The sequence below is a fragment of the Hymenobacter terrenus genome (assembly GCF_000972495.1).
Classification (GTDB): Bacteria; Bacteroidota; Bacteroidia; order Cytophagales; family Hymenobacteraceae; genus Hymenobacter; species Hymenobacter terrenus.
Map to the genome: position 1 here is coordinate 1 of NZ_LATM01000034.1, position 17,781 is coordinate 17,781.

At 57.5% G+C, this 17,781-nt stretch carries 17 protein-coding genes; 9 read left to right on the forward strand and 8 right to left on the reverse strand.

Annotation, left to right across the window (positions count from 1 at the left end):
- Positions 1–103 precede the first annotated feature (103 nt).
- The gene (locus WX88_RS23265; protein WP_046246831.1) at positions 104–427 is read right to left on the reverse strand and encodes a hypothetical protein; all 324 of its coding nucleotides are present in this window, start codon (positions 425–427) and stop codon (positions 104–106) included.
- Positions 428–1,257: 830 nt separating this feature from the next.
- Between WX88_RS23265 and WX88_RS30440 the strand changes: the two genes are divergently transcribed.
- The gene (locus tag WX88_RS30440; protein WP_156176379.1) at positions 1,258–1,434 is read left to right on the forward strand and encodes a hypothetical protein; all 177 of its coding nucleotides are present in this window, start codon (positions 1,258–1,260) and stop codon (positions 1,432–1,434) included.
- Positions 1,435–1,592: 158 nt separating this feature from the next.
- Here WX88_RS30440 and WX88_RS23270 read toward each other — a convergent pair whose 3' ends face one another.
- Entirely contained in the window at positions 1,593–2,090 is a 498-nt protein-coding gene (locus tag WX88_RS23270; RefSeq protein WP_046246863.1) for a hypothetical protein, read from the reverse strand.
- Between the two features lie 175 nt (positions 2,091–2,265).
- Positions 2,266–3,750, reverse strand: coding sequence for a DEAD/DEAH box helicase (locus WX88_RS23275; protein ID WP_072053089.1), 1,485 nt, complete (start codon positions 3,748–3,750; stop codon positions 2,266–2,268).
- A gap of 301 nt (positions 3,751–4,051) precedes the next feature.
- Here WX88_RS23275 and WX88_RS23280 point away from each other — a divergent pair, with 301 nt between their 5' ends.
- Both WX88_RS23280 and WX88_RS23285 read left to right on the forward strand, forming a co-directional pair.
- A complete protein-coding gene (locus WX88_RS23280) occupies positions 4,052–4,564 on the forward strand; it encodes an NUDIX domain-containing protein (protein ID WP_046246864.1) in 513 nt (170 codons plus the stop codon).
- A 566-nt stretch (positions 4,565–5,130) separates the two neighbouring features.
- A complete protein-coding gene (locus tag WX88_RS23285) occupies positions 5,131–5,628 on the forward strand; it encodes an acyltransferase family protein (RefSeq protein ID WP_046246832.1) in 498 nt (165 codons plus the stop codon).
- A 16-nt stretch (positions 5,629–5,644) separates the two neighbouring features.
- On the opposite strand, the gene WX88_RS29660 is transcribed toward WX88_RS23285, so the two are convergent.
- On the reverse strand, positions 5,645–6,793 hold the full coding sequence (locus tag WX88_RS29660; RefSeq protein WP_052733030.1) for a hypothetical protein: 1,149 nt from the start codon (positions 6,791–6,793) through the stop codon (positions 5,645–5,647).
- A 661-nt stretch (positions 6,794–7,454) separates the two neighbouring features.
- Positions 7,455–8,048 carry a hypothetical protein gene (locus WX88_RS23300; RefSeq protein WP_046246833.1) on the reverse strand — a complete coding sequence of 198 codons (594 nt, stop codon included), beginning with the start codon at positions 8,046–8,048 and terminating at the stop codon, positions 7,455–7,457.
- Between the two features lie 233 nt (positions 8,049–8,281).
- On the opposite strand from WX88_RS23300, the gene WX88_RS23305 reads away from it, so the two are divergent.
- From WX88_RS23305 to WX88_RS23325, 5 genes are all read left to right on the forward strand, one after another.
- Positions 8,282–8,518 carry a hypothetical protein gene (locus WX88_RS23305; RefSeq protein WP_046246834.1) on the forward strand — a complete coding sequence of 79 codons (237 nt, stop codon included), beginning with the start codon at positions 8,282–8,284 and terminating at the stop codon, positions 8,516–8,518.
- Positions 8,515–9,444 carry a UDP-2,3-diacylglucosamine diphosphatase gene (locus WX88_RS23310; RefSeq protein ID WP_082116263.1) on the forward strand — a complete coding sequence of 310 codons (930 nt, stop codon included), beginning with the start codon at positions 8,515–8,517 and terminating at the stop codon, positions 9,442–9,444. Before WX88_RS23305 ends, WX88_RS23310 begins: the two co-directional genes overlap by 4 nt.
- A 106-nt stretch (positions 9,445–9,550) precedes the next feature.
- Positions 9,551–10,579, forward strand: a complete 1,029-nt coding sequence (locus WX88_RS23315) for a glycosyltransferase family protein (RefSeq protein WP_046246835.1) — start codon at positions 9,551–9,553, stop codon at positions 10,577–10,579.
- 228 nt (positions 10,580–10,807) lie between these two features.
- Entirely contained in the window at positions 10,808–12,271 is a 1,464-nt protein-coding gene (locus WX88_RS23320; RefSeq protein WP_082116264.1) for a GH1 family beta-glucosidase, read from the forward strand.
- Positions 12,272–12,550: 279 nt separating this feature from the next.
- Positions 12,551–14,059, forward strand: a complete 1,509-nt coding sequence (locus tag WX88_RS23325; protein WP_046246836.1) for a 3' terminal RNA ribose 2'-O-methyltransferase Hen1 — start codon at positions 12,551–12,553, stop codon at positions 14,057–14,059.
- On the opposite strand, the gene WX88_RS23330 is transcribed toward WX88_RS23325, so the two are convergent.
- Positions 14,056–15,147, reverse strand: coding sequence for a protein NO VEIN domain-containing protein (locus WX88_RS23330; RefSeq protein ID WP_046246837.1), 1,092 nt, complete (start codon positions 15,145–15,147; stop codon positions 14,056–14,058). The genes WX88_RS23325 and WX88_RS23330 overlap by 4 nt on opposite strands.
- A gap of 310 nt (positions 15,148–15,457) precedes the next feature.
- Here WX88_RS23330 and WX88_RS23335 point away from each other — a divergent pair, with 310 nt between their 5' ends.
- The gene (locus tag WX88_RS23335; protein WP_046246838.1) at positions 15,458–16,330 is read left to right on the forward strand and encodes a hypothetical protein; all 873 of its coding nucleotides are present in this window, start codon (positions 15,458–15,460) and stop codon (positions 16,328–16,330) included.
- A 198-nt stretch (positions 16,331–16,528) separates the two neighbouring features.
- On the opposite strand, the gene WX88_RS23340 is transcribed toward WX88_RS23335, so the two are convergent.
- Positions 16,529–17,116, reverse strand: a complete 588-nt coding sequence (locus WX88_RS23340) for a macro domain-containing protein (RefSeq protein ID WP_046246839.1) — start codon at positions 17,114–17,116, stop codon at positions 16,529–16,531.
- Between the two features lie 37 nt (positions 17,117–17,153).
- On the reverse strand, positions 17,154–17,717 hold the full coding sequence (locus WX88_RS23345; RefSeq protein WP_046246840.1) for a hypothetical protein: 564 nt from the start codon (positions 17,715–17,717) through the stop codon (positions 17,154–17,156).
- Positions 17,718–17,781 lie beyond the last annotated feature (64 nt).

A 17,781-nucleotide genomic window follows, 5' to 3' on the forward strand; every position in this document is an offset into this window, starting at 1 on the left:
CTTAACCTTTGCTAACTACTGGCTTACCAAATGGGGAAGCGTACAATCGCTGCATCACGGTCACCACCTTTCATGGCATCCCTGTAGAGGAATTCCAGCTGTGTCAGATAATCCTCTCTGCCATTCTCCTCGCGCTCTCCTCGCGCTCTGCTTTGGTGGCTTTCAGATCTTCCCTGTATTGCTTCTGGAGGGCCTTAACATACCTCTGAGTGAGGGTGAATTCTTCCATCATCATTGCCACCCGGTCATGGTATGCCACACCCTTCCCAATCAGCTCTCTGATGTAGTTGTAATACTTCTGCTTCTTCTCCTTGTGTTCCTGTTTAGACAGGTTGTTCATCGCTGCTGCACCCTTGGTGAGCTGAAGAGCTGTTCTTGACTTGATCTGTTCTCTCAGAGCTTCTTCTCTGTTGTTATTGGTATCCATCTGCTACTTATAAGCCAGAGCAGCAGGACCATTCAGACGAAAAAACCCTACCAACAGAGTCAGTAGGGTTTCTATAACTAATGAAGAACAACACTATTCCATTTGAAACGGCTAGCTATTGTCTCTATAATATGCCTGGTAGCCAGTGAGTCATTTACATCAATTCGCTACGGTTCAGGGTGTATCAGATCCATTCACTCTCCTTTACTAACCTGTCTAACCCCTCTCTAACCTTTAAAGAATCTGAAAGAATGTAGAAGAGAAGAGAGAGAGAGAGTCAGTAGTGTACATTATCTGGGTACTTTGTACCGTTGAGACAATGAACTGTATTAGAGGAACTTAGTTACTCTAACCAGTGTTGCACATATAACCACCATTAGTAGTGTTTATATCCGTGCTCTATTAGCGTACCCCATCCAAGGCTTTCACACTAGCAACCCTACTGACTCTGTTGGTAGGGTTTCTTTATGAGGAGGGTAACGATTGTAAACCACCCAATTCAATAGGAAAGAGGCTCGTGGTTGCGCGTATACCGGTTCAGAGTGGTTTCATATGGCCCTCAACTGTGAGCGTGGTGGTGAGCGAATAAGCCATTAATACAATTCAACTCGCTTCTAAACCCTCTTTTACGGATACAAGATTGGCTCTCATGGATACAAGAAGCGGATACAAACGCTCTTATAAGCTCATCCCTATCACTGAGCTATCGCAATATCCCTCACTCAATGGAGAAGTGTAAGTAATTGGGGGATCATCACTTGCAATCCGATCACATGAGAGGAAGCCTGTTGGAAGTTGTTCCAATAAATTCGGGGAGTTACCTTCGCAGCATGAAACTGACCCGCACGAATCTTTGGTTGGCCGCTGCCGCGGCATTGTTCCTGACGGCCTCTTGCTCCCAGGCCCCCGACGCCGAGAAAGACCCTTCTGCTGATGCTGCCTACAAGCGCGCCCATCGTGCCGAAGGCTACCGCGAAGCACAACGCTCCAACGTCACCCGCGAATAATCACTGCGAGGCCGCCCGCTTGGTTTTAAGCGGTGGGCCTGGCCCAGCGTAAATAGAAAAGAAAAGCCCCTGCCAAAATTTTGGCAGGGGCTTTTTGCGTATCGATAGTTAATCGGCGCAGATGCCAGGAGACAGAACTGTTACCTGGCGGCGTTCTGCTAAATACCCGCGGCGGCCTCGATGAGCTCAGGCGTCGGTACCGGTGCGGGGCTGAAGCTGGGCAGCGTGATGCCAGCCAGCAGGTCTTGCTCCAATAGGTCGGCCCAGGTGCGGAGGTAGAGCACTACGTCGTCGCGCTGGTTGTGGCGGAGGGCATCGCGGCGCTCGAAAGGAATGGCGGCCCGGATGGTCGGGTCAGAAATGCGTTCGAGGTGGGTGAGGTCGGCGCGGGAGAAGCCCAGGGCCAGCATCTCATCGATGGTTTGGTCGATGGGCAGGCCGCTGGTGGGACAGTAGTCAATGAGCTGCCGCTCCCAGTCGCCGTAGCGTTGCATGGCCCGGGCGTGAATTTCGGCTTTGGTGAGGCGCGTGACGGTTTGGGCGAGGTGGCCGCAGTTGCAACTGCCCATGTGGCCCCATTGATAAGGCGCTTGGGTGGCGAGGCGCTGCGCCGTGTCGCGCAGGGCTTGGATAACGGGAAGCGTGGGCTGAGCCATAGTAATTGATGAGTAGTCGGTATTTAGGTATGCAGTAGCCAGACTAGAATTACCTGCTTTGTCTTCGCCGCTGCGTTTGCGAAAAAGCGAGTAATCAGCTCTAAAAAGCAAAATGACCCGGAAAAAGTTTTCCGGGTCATTTTGATGAATGCCGCCAGGCTGCTGGGGCGACTGTTTAGAAGGAGCCCCGGCGTGAGCCTCCCGAGTCGCCCCGGGATGGGCGCCGGCCGCCGTCGCGGCCACCACCGCCAGCGCTGTTGCCGCCGACGTTCACGCGAGCACCGCCGCTGCCGAAGCGGCGGTTAGTATCTGACTGGCCGTTGCCGGCCGGCGCGGCCGGGCGGCTGCTGCCACCGGAGCGGCCGTTGTTTGGGCCACCACCCGAGCGGCCGCTGCTTTGGCCACCACCGGCCCGACTACCGTCGCGGCTGGGGCCGGAGCGCGGCGGACGACCAGCCGGGCCTTTGGGTCGGATGATGCGCTCGTTGCCGTGCAGTGATACCGGCCGGACGCGTGGTGAGATGAACGGGTGCTCGTCGTTCTGGTCAATCTGTCGGTTGATGAGCTTCTGAATGTCCTGCAAATAGGCGCGCTCCTCTTCTTCCACAAACGAAAACGCGGTGCCAAAGGCCCCGGCCCGGCCGGTGCGGCCAATGCGGTGCACGTAGGTTTCGGGCTCGTTCGGAATTTCGTAGTTGATGACGTGCGTCAGCTCGTCTACGTCGATGCCGCGGGCGGCAATATCGGTGGCTACCAGCACGCGGGTGGTGCCGGCCTTGAAGTTGGACAACGCCCGCTGGCGATGGTTCTGGCTCTTGTTGCCGTGAATGGCTTCGGCCGGAATCTGATTAGCCGCGAGGGCTTTGACCACCTTATCGGCGCCATGCTTGGTGCGGGTGAAAACCAGCACGCGCTTAATGCCCTTGTCCTGCAGGATGTGGCGCAGCAGGGCCGGCTTATCGGTATTATCGACCAGGAACACCGATTGGGTTACCGTATCAGCGGTGCTGCTGACGGGCGTGACGGCCACGCGCACCGGGTTGGGGCGCAGGATGGTGCTGGCGAGCTCCTGAATCTGGCCGGGCATGGTGGCCGAGAAAAACAGCGTCTGGCGCTTGGTGGGCAGCTTGGGCAGGATGCGCTTGATGTCGTTGATGAAGCCCATGTCGAGCATGCGGTCGGCTTCGTCAAGCACGAATACTTCGATTTGGCGTAGGTCCACAAAGCCCTGGTTCATGAGGTCGAGCAGGCGGCCGGGCGTGGCGATGAGCACTTCCACGCCGCGCTTGAGGGCCGCAACTTGCGGGTTTTGGCCCACGCCCCCGAAAATAACGGTGTGGCGGATTTGCGACAGATGGCGGCCGTAGGCGCCGAAGCTTTCGTTGATTTGAATGGCCAGCTCCCGGGTAGGCGTGAGCACGAGGCAGCGAATGGCGCGCGGCGCGTGCCGCTCCAGCTGAGCCGTGCGGTGCAGCACTTGCAGGATGGGCACGGTGAAGGCAGCGGTTTTGCCGGTGCCGGTTTGGGCCACGCCGAGGAGGTCTTTGCCTTCGAGTACGTGGGGAATGGCTTGCCCCTGAATGGGAGTAGGGGTAGTATATCCTTCCTCTTTGAGGGCTTTAAGGATGGGGTCAATCAGATTTAAATCGTCAAACGTCATGTGGAGAGCTTGGTACGGAGGTACTGTGGTATGGTGCTGGCAGACAGCTGCCCGCGTAATAATTAGTGGCGCCTACCGTGTTGACATAGGCTGGCATGGCCACGCCGAATGATGTCAGGCGTGGGCGGGGTTGGCGGCTCGTCGGAGGCCGTCAGATTCCCTCGATGAAGAGAAGTTGGGATGAAGTGCGCTTACTTCGCGGAGGCAGCCGAGGCGCGGGGCTTTGCCCGGCGCGGCCGGGCAGCGGGCTGCTCCGACGGCGGCCCTGGTTTTTACAAAGGTACAACACAACAACCCGAACATGCAGATTATCGACCGCAGCCGTGTTTTTGACGGCCATTATAAAGTCAACCAGCTCATTGTGCAAGACGGCGACGTGCAACTTAAGCGCGAGCAATTCGCGCCCGGTACGGCCGTCGCCGCCTTGGTCTACGACACCGCCCGGCAGGTGTACGTGCTCACCCGGCAGTTCCGCATTGGCCCGGAAACGGAAATCCTGGAAATAGCCGCTGGCATGATAGACGGCGACGAAGCCCCCGAAACAGCCGTGCGCCGTGAGATTCACGAGGAGCTGGGCTACGAGGTTGATAAGCTGGAGGAAATCGTGCAGATATGGCCCTCCCCGGGCACCAGCTCGGAAGCCATCACCGTTTTCTACGCCGAAGTCAGCCGCAGAACCGGCGCCGGCGGCGGACTGACCGAGGAAAACGAGAAGATTGAGATGGTGGACTTCACGCGGGAAGCGCTGGAGGCGGAGCCACTACAGGATGCCAAGACGGTAATAGCCGTGCAGTGGGTGAGGTTGCGGGGGTAGCCAACGGCTAAGAAGCTGTTTGAATTAATAAAAACGGTCATGCTGAGCTTGCCGAAGCATCTCTACTGCAATAGTAACTGAATCACTCCTGCAGTAGAGATGCTTCGGCAAGCTCAGCATGGCCCTTTCAATAGAATGTTCAACGAACGCAAACACCTTCTAAGTACTTGTGCACTAACGGCGTTTCTACTGCTCGCTGGCGGTGTTCGAAATAGCAGGTGGTGAAGGGCGTCTTTAAATAGCACGCCGCCAGCCTAAGGCTTCCGCCAGCCGGCTATTGCAAAAACGCCCAATTTTGTGACATGGAACCAGAAATACGCAGCAAGCCCATCCGTTACCACGAAATTGACTTGCTGCGTTTCATCGCCGCGCTATCGGTCGTTCTCTATCACTTCACTTACCGAGGATATCATGGCGAGCACGCCAGTCCTGTTGACCCTTGGAAAGGTCTTCAAGTACGGGTATTTGGGCGTCAAGCTTTTCTTCCTGATTAGTGGCTACGTCGTCTTGATGTCGGCCCAGGGCAAAACGCTGGGCCAGTTTTTTACCTCGCGCCCACGCCGTTTGTGCTGCTGTTGTTCCCCCGCTATGCGCCGTTTTTTATGGCGGGCATGGTTTTCTACCTGCTGCAAACCAAACAGGCGGCCCCCTGGAAACTGTATTTGGTGCTACTGGCCAGCTACGGGCTGAGTCTGCGCTCATCGCGCGCCATAATGGATGATATGGTGCCGTTCTTTAAAGAGCCGTTTTCGCTGCCCGTGGTGTGGACCGTGGTAACCGGATTCTTTGTGGCCTTCCTCCTGATTATTAATCGCAAACTCAGGCTAGGCTACGCCCGGCTGCTGACCTGGGCCGGCGCCCTAACCTACCCCATCTATTTGCTGCATCACAACATGGGGTTTGTGATATTACAGCGGTTGGGGGGTAAAGTGGATAAGCATCTGCTGCTCATTACCCTGCTTGCTGCGGTGTTCTTGCTGGCTTACGGCCTACACGTGTTGGTTGAGCGTCGCTATTCCACAGCGCTGGGGCAAAAACTACAGCAACTGCTGGCGAAGGCATAGCTGTGCGGTGGGCGGCCTAATGGTCCGCAAGGGCCGCGGGTAGCAACAGCCGCCACGGCGTCATGGTCTCCGCATGCAGCAGTAGGGCTTCGGCCAGTGGGCTGACGGGCAAATTCACGAAGCGGACGCCGTAATGGATTTCCTGCGCGGTTTCCTCCTCCCGACTGCCGATGGCGATGACCCGGCGCAGGCGTTGGGCGTTGCGCCAGTCCTGCTGGGCCACGGCATCGCCGAAGGCAAAGGCATTGGCCGGAATGCTGAAGCCCAATAGCAACGGGCCACTGTCGATGTCGCCGGTAGTAGTGGCCCAACTACCGGCTCGTTCCTTATATAGCCGCACGATGCCCAGGTTGGTGCTACAGTGCTGTTGGTAAAGCCGGTATTGTTCGGCGGCGTAAGTGGGGGCGAAGCGGTAGAGGAAAAAGATGCTCCAGCCGAGCATGGAGCCGCGGGGCTCTTCGGCGGGAGTGGCAGCAGTGCCCGGCCGCGAAACGAGCAGACCAGTGCGGCGGTCGGTGAGGTGCTGGCGGGCGTAGGCTAGCCACTGCTGGCAGTACTGACCATAGGAGCTGCCGGTAAGCTGGCTGTGTAAATTCAGCGAGGCCAGGGCCACCGTATTGTCGGGCACCCACGTTAGGCCGGGGTAGGATTGGAGGCAGTGGGAGGGCGCGCGCCGGTAGCGGCCATACAATATCCGGGAGAGGGTGTCGTGCAAGGCGGCGTAGCGCGAGGCGGGATTCAGCAGCCGGTGGCAGCCCAGCATCAGGTTCAGGTGGCCCAGGTAGAGCACGGAGCCTGCCGTGTCGAGTCCGGAGGGGGGCGAGTCGGCGGTGCGGGCAAACCAGCTAATCTCTTCGGTTAGCGTTTCTTGGATGGCTAGTTCGGTATAGCGGGCGGCTTCGGCCCGGAAGGTGGTGTCCCGCGCGGCCATGTTGGTGAAGGCGTACACCGAAAATGATAAGGAAAACAGTGCCCATTCCGGGCTTAGCTCGCTCACCTTGGCAAGGGCGGAAGAGTCGCTGGAGGGCATGCGAATCACCCGCTCCAGGTAGTGCGCTTTCTTGCGCAGCTCGGCCGGCGCCGGGTAGCGGTACGATTGGAAGCTAAGAGCCGTGAGTAGCGCCAGCAATAATATCACGGAAACGGCGGCAACTCTGCGCTTCATGCTGCTGCAACCGCCGGGGCAGTAGGTTGGGAATGAATAGTGCTGTGAATTTGCCTTTTACTCATACTGTTGTTGGGAATCACGAGGCTGAAAAGCCGCACGCTGGGCTAAGGATTGCATTGAATTGTGGAAAAATTCTCTACATTTGTACCTGTAAAAAACGCGTATAAAAAATAAGGGGCCGGGCACACGGCCCAACCCCTTACCCACTACTTGAGGTAGTGAGAGAGTAGTAGAAGAATAACATCCTTCGCCACTCCACTCGCAAACCCCAGCAAAATCGGTTTCCACCAATCTTGCAGTAGTTGTTTCGCACGTTCCCGTTTCATCTTGCTAAGAAGTAAGGGTGTACGTTCCACCCACTTCTTGAAGCCCCGGTTGTTCCACCAGCCGGGGCTTCGCCTTTTTACGGGCGACGCTTTGGCGGGAGACTACCGTGCGATATACCAAAGATAATAGCTTACGTCGGTGGTTTTGCTAATTTTATTAGTTATTCGCTCGTTATTTTTTAGCCGGCCGGCTGCGCATAAGCGCTTATTCTATTATCTAAATAAAAATGGTTAAGCCGACGCTAAGCCGACCTAACCATTTCTAAGAAGCTGAAAATCTATAGTATGCCAGCGGCTGTGCGGAGGCCTGGCCCCGGGCTAGTAAGTCGCTGCTACTGGGCGGCGGGCAGCGTGAGGGTGTAGTCGAACGTCTGGTAGAGCTTCGCATCGCGGATGCTCACGTTCAGTTCCTGCGGGTCCGTTTTGGGGAAGGGGATGGCGCGCTGGGCCTGGTAGAGGTCGCGGCCGAAGAAGCGGCCGGTACCGGGGGCCAGGGTTTGGGTGAAGACTTCCTTGCCGTCTTTGGATGTGACGGTGACGGTGAGATTGCCCAAATCGGTATTCTTCTGGCCCTGGCGGTGGATGGTAACGAGCAGCGCGCCGCCGGGCGGAATGGCGGCCAGGCGGCGCTGGTAGGTGGTGTCGGCCCAGTTGTGCAGCTTTTTGAGGGCTTCGATTTCGGTGAGCATGTCTTTGTAGGAGCGGTAGCCGAGGCGGGTGAAGGAGCCGTCGACTTCCTGCTCTTCGTCGGTGTTTTTGGTTACGTTTTGCACGTAGGGCGACTCCGAGTCGCGCTGAGAGAAGGTATAGCGCTTCCGGCCTTTGGCGGCTTTGCCGGTGGGCTGGGCCAGGGCGGTGCCGGCAGCAAACAGGCTCAGGAGAGCCAGGGTGAGGAAATGGCGAACCAAATGGGAAGAAGTGGGCATAGGGGAGTACAAATAGAAATAGGGAAATGAAAATTGGTGAACGCTTTTAACTAATTGAACCTGCAAATAAACGCCATGCCGCGCGAAACCCGACGGTAGGTAGCCGACAAGTGATAAAAATCATGCTCTCAGCTGGAGGCTTGATTTAAGCATAATGCGGCCTTAATCACGGCTTCATAGTAGTAGGAGAACTTTGAGAGCAAGATTTCCACAACCTTTTCATCCTATCTGCCATGTACTTTCCAGCTTTGTTTTCCGGGCTGCGCCGTTTGGGGCGCTGGCTTGTGTATGAGTTATTTCAGCTGGCGCTGTGGTTCGCCTTTTGGCTGCACACGCTAGCAAGCCTGCGCTCCGCCTTTGGCGGTGGGGGCGAGCTGGGAGCTGACCGCCGTCCGGGGCCGGCCATTCGACCACGCCGGTCGGCCGGACCTAGCCGGGGCGGCCGTTTCGCCCAACCCGCCACCGCATGAGCATAGCCCCCTCTCCGTTGTCCGACTCCGAAAACCTACTTCCCGCCGGCATTTCCAAGCCCAAAGGCCGCCGCAAGCGCCGGGTGCAGGTAGCAGTCATTAGCGACGTGCACCTGGGCACCTACGGCTGCCACGCCAAGGAACTGCTGCGCTACCTCAAAAGCATTCGGCCGCAGGTGCTGGTGCTCAACGGCGACATTGTCGACATCTGGCAGTTTAGCAAGAACTACTGGCCGCCGGCCCACATGCGGGTGGTGCGCTACCTGGCGGGGCTGGCCGCCAAGGGTACCAAAATTCATTACCTTACCGGCAACCACGACGAGCTGCTGCGCAAGTTCGCGGGCCTGAAGCTGGGCCAGTTCCGGCTCGACAACAAGCTGGTGCTTGACCTGCCCCACGGCCGCACCTGGCTGTTTCACGGCGATGTATTCGACGTGACCATGCGGCACTCGCGCTGGCTGGCCAAGCTCGGCGGGCACGGCTACGACTTATTGATTTTAATAAACCGGTTCGTGAACTACGGGCTGGAGAAGCTCGGCCGGCCCCGCGTGGCGCTCTCGAAGCTGGTGAAGGAGCGGGTGAAAACGGCCGTGGCGGCGGTGAGCAACTTCGAGGAAACGGCCGCGGCCATTGCCGCCGACGAAGGCTACCGCTACGTAGCTTGCGGGCACATTCACCAACCGGAAATTAAGGCCTTGTCCACTGCGAAAGGGGAAGTCATCTACCTGAATTCCGGCGACTGGGTAGAAAACCTGACGGCGTTGGAGTACACGCCCGAAGCGGGCTGGCAGCTTTACTACTATAATGAGGACCCGGTGATGCAGCAAATCAGTGAAGACCACGCGGCTGACGCGGCGGAGGAACTGGCTGATGCCAACCCGGCGGCTTTATTAGAAGGGCTGCTGGCCGAGTTTAAGATTAAATAAATGACCTGTTGGCCCGTGGCGCGGAGCGGTGGCTCCGCGTTTTCGGGCTTCGGTGTCGGTGTGACGCAGCAAAGGCTGCGTCCTACGGCTCACCATTACGCTTTTTATGCCCCGCATTCTTTACGCTATCCAGGGTACTGGCAACGGCCACCTGAGCCGGGCCCTCGACGTGGTTCCGCTGCTGCAAGCCCGCTGCTCCCAGCTCGATGTGTTGGTGAGTGGCCCGCCCGCCGACTTACCGCTGCCGTTTGAGGTGAACTACCGCGTGCAGGGCATGGGCTTTTTATTCGGCAAGAAGGGCGGCATCAACTTCGTAAAAACCTTCTGGCAATTCAACTCGGCCAAGTTTCTGCACGAAATCCGGAATTTGCCGGTAGAGAGCTATGATTTGGTGATTAGCGACTTCGAGCCGGTGAGTAGCTGGGCCTGCAAGCTGCGCGAAGTGCCCTGCGTGGCCCTCAGCCACCAGTCTGCGGTGCTGCACCCCGCCTCCCCGCGGCCCGATAAGGAGGACCCGGCCGGGCGTGGGGTGCTGAAGCATTACGCCCCGAGCACGGCCCAGTACGGCTTCCACTTCCGGTCGTATGCGCCCGGGATGTACACGCCCGTTATCCGCCAGCAGGTGCGCGAGCTGAGCCCGACCAACGAGGGGCACTACACGGTGTATCTGCCGGCGTATGAGGAGGAAATTCTGGTGGAGCGGCTGCAACACCTGAGCCGCACGATTCGCTGGGAGGTATTCAGCAAGCACAGCTCCGTGCCCGCCGTATATGGCAACGTGCGGGTGTGGCCGGTGAGTGGCGCGGCCTTTCTCGACAGCCTGGCCCGCTCGGCCGGGGTGCTGTGCGGGGCCGGTTTCGAAACTCCGGCCGAGGCCCTGTTTCTGGGCAAGAAGCTGCTAGTGATGCCCATGAAACAGCAGTACGAGCAGCAGTGCAATGCGGCGGCCCTGGCCAAAATGGGCGTGCCGGTCATCAAAAATTTCAAAGACAAAAACCTGGACCGGGTCGACCAATGGCTGCACCGGCACGAAACGGTGCCCGTGGACTACCCCGACCAGACGGCCGCCGTAATAGACCAGCTGCTGCGTGAGCAATTACACCGTGAAGGCATTAGGAAAGTATTACCATTGTAGAAAAAATACTTCGCATAACACCACTCGACTATAGCTGCAACTATCTTAGGCCGTCGTGTTGAGCCGGGCATCTTACCCGCCTTCCGCAACGATTGAGTTGCTGGGCCCCCGCGAGCAGCTGCGCTCAGCCTGCTGCTCGGCCCAACGTTTCACGTCTTGGCTGAGCCCGAAAGTTTCGGCTCAGGATGACGTTCTATACTTACCCATTTGATTTTCCGTGCTCCCCGCATGCTCAAACTACCCCCTCGCTACGACGAGCCGCTCCCGGCGGCCTTTTTTCCGGCCTCAACTCCGCTGCCTTTTTCCCGCGCCGATTTCGGGGCGAATTTTTACTGGGGCGCCTCCGCCGCGGCCTACCAGACGGAAGGGGCGTGGCAGCACCAGGGCAAAGGCCCCAGCATCTGGGATGACTTTACACGCCGCAAGGGCGTAATCCGGCGCAACGAGCACGGCCGCGTGGCCACTGATTTCTACAATCGGTACGAAGAAGACCTGGACCTGGCCCGGGGCCTGGGCCTCACCGATTTCCGCTTTTCCGTGGCCTGGCCGCGGGTGCTGCCCGAAGGCATTGGCGCCGTGAACCGCCGCGGCCTCGACTACTACGACCGGCTGGTGGATGCCTGTCTGGAGCGCGACCTGCGCCCCATGCTCACGCTCTACCACTGGGATTTGCCCAGCGCCCTGCAGGCCCGGGGCGGCTGGACCAACCGCAACATCGTGGGCTGGTTTTCGGAGTACGCCCAAATCATGGCTCGTCGCCTCGGCGACCGGGTGCCGCACTGGGCGGTAATCAACGAGCCCATGGTGTTTGTGGGCGCCGGGCACCTGCTGGGCGTGCACGCGCCCGGCCGCCGGCACCTGGGAGCCTTCCTGTCGGCGGCCCACCACGCCACGCTGGCCCAGGCCGAGGGCGGCCGCGCCCTGCGCGCCCTGCTGCCCGACACGGCCCAGATTGGCACCACGTTTTCCTGTTCCTATCTCACGCCCTTCCGGCCCGGCAATAGCTACGATCAAGCCGCCACCCGCCGCGCCGATGCCTTGCTGAACCGCTTTTTCGTGGAGCCAACCCTCGGCCTGGGCTACCCCGTGGCCGAGCTACCGGCCCTGCGCTGGCTGCTCGACCGCTACCAAAAGTCCGGCGATGAGCAGCGCATGAAGTTCAATTTCGACTTCTGGGGCGTTCAGAACTACACCCGCGAAATGGTGCGCTTCTCGCCCTGGCTGCCCTTGCAATGGGCTTCGCTGGTGCCGGCCAAGCAGCGCGGCGTGCCCTACACCGACATGGGCTGGGAGGTTTTCCCGGAGTCGCTTTACCACATGCTAAAGCAGTTTGGGGCGTATCCCAACGCGCCGCAGCTCATCGTGACCGAAAGCGGCTCGGCCTTTCCCGACGAGCGCCAGGGCAAGCGCGTGGCCGACCCCGCCCGCCGCGCCTTCCTGCAAGCCGCCATCGGCCAGGTGCTGCGGGCCAAGCGCGAAGGCGTGGACGTGGGCGGCTACTTCTCCTGGAGCCTAACCGACAACTTCGAATGGGCCGAAGGCTACGGCCCCCGCTTCGGCCTGATTCATATTGACTACGAAACCCAGCAACGCACCGTAAAAGATTCGGGACGCTGGTACAAGTCTTTCCTGAAAGGTGAAACCCTGGAGGCCACTGAAGCCAACCCGGCCCAGCAAGCGGTGAACCGATAGCTAAATGCTGTGGGGTTGCGAGTAAAAAAATGGAGGAACCCCACAGTCGTTGTGGGGTTCTTCAAAAAAAAAGCCGATGACCCCACAAATTCTGTGGGGTGCCTTGGAAAAAAAGCTAACAACCCCACAGCGGATGTGGGGTTGTCGAATAAAAAGCAACACGACCCCACAGCTCGCGGCCTTGTGGCCCACCGGGGGAGCCGGTGGGCCACTGCGAGGCAGGCCCGTGGTGCGGGGAAGAAGGGCGTCGCGTAGCTTTGGGACCTCACGGCTCTGCGTATGCTCCTCACCATCTCCACCACCTATCAGCCGGCGACGGACCTCGGCTACCTGCTCCATAAAAACCCGGCTCGCCTGCAAAGCGTGGAAATTACCGGGGGCCAGGCCCACGTTTTTTACCCCGAGGCCACGGCCGAGCGCTGCACCGCCGCCCTGCTGCTCGACCTCGATCCGGTGGGCCTCGTGCGCGGCCGGGGCAACGGCGGCCAGGACGGCTTCACGCTGGAGCAGTACGTGAACGACCGGCCCTACGTGGCCTCGTCTTTCCTGAGCGTGGCGCTGAGCAAGGCCTTCGGCACGGCCATGAATGGCACCTGCAAAGACCGGCCAACCCTGCCCGCGCAGCCCCTGCCGCTGGTGGCGAAGGTGGCGGTTGTGTCCGCGCCCGGCCCCGACTGGCCGCGCCGCCTCTTCGAGCCGCTGGGCTACGCCGTGGAAGTCGAAACCACGCTGCTCGACCCCACCATGCCCGAGTGGGGCAACAGCAGCTATTACACCCTCACGCTGCGCCACGAGGCCATCCGGTTGAGCGAGTTGCTCACCCATCTCTACGTGCTGCTGCCGGTGCTCGACAACGACAAGCACTACTACATCGACCAGCAGGAAGCCGAAAAGCTGCTGCACCGCGGCGGCGACTGGCTGCCCCAGCACCCCGAGCGCGGGTTTATTACGCGGCGGTACCTGCGGTATTTGGCCGGCATCGTGAACCCAACGCTGGCTCGGTTGCTGGAGGGGGATGAACTCAACGACCCGGCCGACGAAACCCCACCCCCTGACCCCCTCTCCAAAAAAGAGGGGGCACCTGACGATTCCGCCAGGAGCATATCCGGTGCCCCCTCTTTTTTGGAGAGGGGGCTGGCCCCGGAGGGGTCCCGTGAGGTGAACGCGGAGGGCGACCGCAGGCTCAGCCTCCACGACCAGCGCCTCCAACAAGTAGCCCACGAAATATATCAGCTTGCCCCCAAGCGCGTGCTCGACCTGGGCTGCGGCGAAGGCAAGCTGCTACGCCTGCTCCTGCGCCAGCCCAAAATCGAGTATATCCTGGGCATGGATGTGTCGCACCAAGCCCTGAGCCGTGCCGCCCAACGCCTGCACCTAGATGAAATGCCCCCGCGCCAGCGCACCCGCATCGACCTTATTCAGGGCTCGCTGCTCTACCGCGACGACCGCCTCGCCGGCTTCGACGCGGCGGCGCTGGTCGAAGTCATCGAACACCTGGATGAAAACCGCCTCGCTGCCCTCGAAGCCGTGGTGTTTGGCCAGGCCCGCCCGGCACACGTCTTCGTCACCAGCCCCAACGCCGACTACAACCAGCTCTTCGAAAAGCTCAACGCCGGCGAATTCCGCCACGACGACCACCGCTTCGAATGGTCCCGCGCCGAGTTTGCCGCCTGGGCCGCGGGCTTGGCGGAGCGGCACGGGTATCAGGTGCGGCTGGTGGGGATGGGGGAGGAGGTAGAAGGCGTGGGTGCGCCTTCGCAGATGGCGGTGTTTGTGTTATCTGACTAGGTTGAGGCAACTGTCATAGCAATGCGCTTAGCTTGTAAGTGCTCCTCTTCAAGTGAATATGGTAACAAATTACCGGATTCCAATGAAGTTATTAGGTTTATAAACTGTGTGAATTTTGGCTGGTCAAAACAGTTCTGAACGAAGTAGAGCTCGTATTTTGAACCATGTTTTAGAGCAAGTCGCCATTCGTTCGCTGTCAAATAGAAAGTAGGCTTATTACCTGGCGTGCCTTTGCACTCGATATAGAGTAATGGCTCGTTACTATCAAAGTCAATAATTTCAAAATCGTGGTCACCACCTGCTTCTACAGGGTCATTTAACCAGTGTACTTTATCACCGTACTTCTGGCCTAGATGATGAAAGAGTGCCTTTTCGCTTGCGACTCTTATACGCTCATTGAGTTGTTCGTCCTCAAGCGCACTAATTGTATCAGAGGGGGAAGATTTGATTTGAGTAATAGACTCATTTAATAAGCGCTTTAACTCAAATAATTGTGTTTTTGCGTCAATGGCTATAGATTCAAATGATACGCCTTGGGGTAATAGAATATTAGTAAATATACCCCCAGCAGAGTCAGCGGCTATCTTGGCTTTATTGCCAAGTGTCGAATCAAGTCCTAAGCCTATAATATGAACTTTGCAGAAACCTTCCTGCCCGATTTTTTTGAGTTGTTCCACATAATTTCCATCACCAGTTTCTTCTCCATCAGTAATGATAAGTAGTATTTTATTATGGTCAGAATGGACTGATAATCTCTTAATGGCCTCTAAAATACCAGCAGATATTGGTGTGCCACCAGCAGCGGGAAGGCTAATATGCATTATAGCTTGCACTATTTGCTTTTCATCATAGTCACTCTCTTGAATAAATTCCCCTTTATAATCTATTCCCTTTGAATCACTTTTAAAAGTTTGAATGATTACTATGTCTGAACCGACAAGACTCGGAACAATCTGAGTCCTTAGAATCTCTTGAGCTAACTCCATTCTTGTTCGCTTACCAACAAGATATTTTTGAAGATGTTCCTGTTTATGGTCACGGCCCATACTTCCGGAATGGTCAATTAGAATGCTTACTGCTTTTTTCATCTTTGAGATGTTTCCTGTGAGATTACTAGTGCAAATTGCATCGAATTGATTTAACACAGATAATTATGTCCTAAGATATCCTCAAGGTCCCCGAACTCTCCCTTATCCTTCTCATTGGCAGCACTGGGCCGTCTAAGTCCACGCTCGCGCGGCACTTGTTCCAGCCCACAAAACTGCGTTGTGGGATGTCTGCCGGGGCCTGGTGAACAAATGCTGTCAGGGGTTTAAATAAATGCTGCAACGGCTAGGCGTTGAGCGCTTACTTTTATTGTCTCCTGGCAAACATTCACTCTGTTCTTTTCCAACCCGCGTGAAATACCTTTTCCTATTCGCTCTGAGTAGCTGCCTGCTGGCGAGTTGCCAACCCAAGGCCAAAGCATCCGGGGCGTCCACTGCGGCCGCAACGTCCAGCGATGAGGACACCACGTACACCAAAGCCGAAGAGCAGGCCTTTATGCTGGCCGACAGCCTGCGCCGGGCGGCCCCGCTGCGCCTGCCGCTTCTCAGCGCCACCGACACGCTCACGCCCGCCGCGCGCGAGCTGCTGCGCAGCCACGACCTGGCGCCACTCTGGGCCAATGGCGAGCAAGACGCGCTGAGCCCCCGCGCCATCGAGGGTTTCTACGGCCCTGACCATTACCGCATTTCTTTTTATTTCGACGAGGTGCAGCGCGACTCGCTGCGGCCCGAGCTGTATTGGGTGCGGGGCCGCAACCGCTACCGCAAGGTCATCACGCCGTTTGCCGGTGCCATCACGGTGCGGGCCGTGGTGTTCAACGCCCGCCTCGATGTCGACAACAGCTACCAGCCCACCGACTCGGTGGCGACCTTCGTGGTGCGCGCCAACTACGAGCTGCGCGAGGACCCGACCACCAAAGGCGCGGGCGTGTACCGCGGCGAGGCCCTGCTCGACCTCTACGAAAACCGCCACGGCGTGCTTCGCCTGGCCGATATCTGGGGCACGAGCTACAACCCCACGGCCGGGGGCGGCTTGCTGTTTCGGGGCGACTGGACTGACAACCGCACCGGCCGGCACCGCCCGGCGGCCTGGGCCAACGTCCTCGACGCCGTAACTCCCGCTCCGGTGATGCAGGAGCAGCAGGCGGGGGGCCGTATCGGCGACGTCGACCCGGTGTTGGCCAAGCTGGGCTGGAACGAGTATTGGGAAAACGACGAGTGGTAGGCCATCCCTAAAGGTTCCACCTCCCAGCTTTAGCAGCAAATCACGCTACATGCCACGATTAGTACTGCTTCGAATGGTCCCGCGCCGAGTTTGCCGCCTGGGCCACCGCCGTGGCGGAGCGGCACAGGTATCAGGTGCGGCTGGTGGGGATGGGGGAGGAGGTGGAAGGCGTCGGCGCGCCCGTGCAGATGGCGGTGTTTAATAATTCATGATGCTTCTGTGCCTTGCGGCTGCAGAGGGCCAGTTTATGATCTGAGGCGGGTTTTTATAGTATCGATAAGCTACTTCCATCTGCCTAGCGGCTTCTTCAAATGGAACCCTTCCGGTAGCGGTGCCCAATCCAGGGCAAACAACGGTTTTTATTCTTTCGTCTTCAGCATTAAAAGATTTTACTGCTTGAAGCATGGCCTTCATTGCTTGATAAACATTGTCGGTATTATCAATCGGCATCGGCACTCGCATCGTCGGCGTGTGTGCTAAGAAAGGATGGTCAGGATGGTTAGTTTCGACAATAAAACTTGTTCCCACCGGTTGCTCGCCGTTGTAATTGTCAATAATTGTTCGTTGAACCTGCAATTGAAGCGAATTGCCGAAATAATTCCTTATTGCCAGGTCTACTCCACCGTCCATCAAACCAAACGAGTTTGCCGCGCTGACCATACAGTCAAATTGTTGGATGTTCTCAAACCTTCCGTAAAAGATTTCAACCTCTGAGTAACATTCGAAAGCTACTCGCCAAGCTTGGCACAATTCCTCTTTAGGGTCGGCGAGTATCAATTGCATCATACCGGAAATAGATGTTGATTAGTCAACTGGAAATATTTTATTCCTCCGCAATTTTTTGAGCGATGATTCGCCGATTAGATTTTCTATTTCGCTTTTGCGTTTCGGATTTCTCCCAAGGAGCGCACCAACTTTTATCTGTGTCAAATGGCATGCTTCTTCTGCAATAAGCTAATGGATAAGTCAAGCCAGAACCTTGCCTAATCATCAGCCCATTGAGTTCACAAGTCTCATAGCCACATAGGTGCTTCGAATAGGTGCCAAAACTGCGATGATTCAGCTTTTTGCTTTTCAGTATCCGTTGCTGGTTGTGCCGAATATCTTCCCAAGCCTGGTTCTCATTGGCTTTGGTTAGTGTTTCGCCCAGCGTTGTCACTTCGAAATATGTCACCGGGTCCTTCAATTGCAGAAATTCAAACGTCTTAGTAAAAGTAGCAACCGCAACTTTCCGCAACTTAAGTTTCTCTTCGAGGGTCAGCTTCGTGGTTTCTACAATGGAGCGGAATAGCCCCAGCGTGTTGAAATCCGTGAACTTCTTGTGGTTCTCAATCAGGTGCAGATACTCCCCGTAAGTGAGCGTGTTGAATTGCTTGCCAACTTTCATGATAATGAGTCAATAGTGGGTGGTTGTGCCTAATCTTGTATTCGGCAACGCTACACCGTATCCA